This is a genomic window from Gilliamella sp. App4-10 (assembly GCF_001690495.1).
Classification (GTDB): domain Bacteria; phylum Pseudomonadota; class Gammaproteobacteria; order Enterobacterales; family Orbaceae; genus Gilliamella; species Gilliamella apicola_G.
Map to the genome: position 1 here is coordinate 1 of NZ_LZGS01000006.1, position 1,466 is coordinate 1,466.

Here is a 1,466-nt window from a genome sequence, read left to right on the forward strand (position 1 = left end):
ATCATACTCCTTTATACGGCGTTTTTTCGGTTGTAAAAATACCGCAGGACGGCGTAATACTTTAAAGTTAAAAAAATAACTTTCGTTAACATAGACTTTACCTGTTTTACGGTTAAATATAATAGGGCTACCACGACGGGAGAATAGATTATGATACAGTTGAGGAACAGCATAATACATACCGATACAACAGATAATAAAACCCAAAATTACTACTATATCAATAAATTCTATTTTAGAGCTATCATGGTGTACCAACAACCAAAGACATCCAATGATAGCTCCACTCCCACAAATAATAGCAACAAAATAAAGGCAAGCATAAAAAATCTGATCATTGTGATCCTGACGAATAAAGGCACAATAGTTATTATTGGCATAGCTTAAACGATCGTCATGCAGGGGCACTAAACGTGGACCTTTATCCAGATCGCCAAACCAACCAAAAATTTGTGGACGGTATTTTGATGGCATGATGACTCTCCTTTTTATTTATTCATCGTGAAATGGGTTGCTGCTGCGATTTATGATAAGTGGGATTTCGTCATCATCTTAGCTATTCCGTTATATTGTGCCGTTGTTTAATTTCAGCTAACTCTTCTAATGATGTGGCATTAAACGCTTCAACCATCCATTCGGGCCAGCCTTGACCGTCAATCCTATGGGCTTTAAATTCCGCTTCTTGATCTGATCGGTATTCACCGTCATCGATATTGGCAGATTTATAATGCACCATAAAACTATTGATCCAACCCCAAACAAATGTACTACCAGCGCCCGCTCGGGCAGGATCTAGCATGATATGATCAATCACTTGATGCGTGCCCGGTTGGCACACCATTAACACGGTTGAAGTTAAGGCATTACGTGACATATTATGAATAATAACACCGTGCAAATCATCCCAATCATATTCTTTGATACGGCGTTTTTTCGGTTGTAAAAATACTGCGGGATGGCGTAAAAACTTAAAGTTAAAAAAGTCACTTTCGTTAACATAGACTTTACTCGTTTTACGGTTAAATATAATAGGGCTACCACGACGGGAAAATAGATTATGATAGATTTCTGGAATAACAAAATACATAGCAATAAAGCATAAAATAACACCACTTAACGCTGCTAAAAACATGTTAGTTTCTAAAATTGGATTACATAAATAAGTCAATATAGATAATATAACCACTGCAGAGCATAAAAGAATAACAGCAATGATGTAAATACATAAATAAAAAACTTGATCAGAAGGAATCTTACGAATAAAGGCACAATAGTTATTATTAGCATAACTTAAGCGACGATCATGCAGGGGCACACTATAAGGACCTTTATCTAGATCCCCAAACCAACCAAAAATTTGTGGACGGTATTTTGATGGCATTTTATTCTCCTTTTATTTATTCTTCATGAAATTGGTTACTGCTTCGGTTAATGATAAGTGGAATTTCGCCATCATCTTGTGCATT

At 36.2% G+C, this 1,466-nt stretch carries 2 protein-coding genes; both read right to left on the bottom strand.

The annotated features are described in order from the left end of the window. A partial coding sequence (locus A9G23_RS01985) for a DUF6708 domain-containing protein (protein ID WP_141674889.1) occupies positions 1 to 474 on the bottom strand: 474 nt, incomplete at its 3' end. An 82-nt stretch (positions 475 to 556) separates the two neighbouring features. After that, positions 557 to 1,381 carry a DUF6708 domain-containing protein gene (locus tag A9G23_RS01990; RefSeq protein WP_065586038.1) on the bottom strand — a complete coding sequence of 275 codons (825 nt, stop codon included), beginning with the start codon at positions 1,379 to 1,381 and terminating at the stop codon, positions 557 to 559. Positions 1,382 to 1,466: the final 85 nt, after the last annotated feature.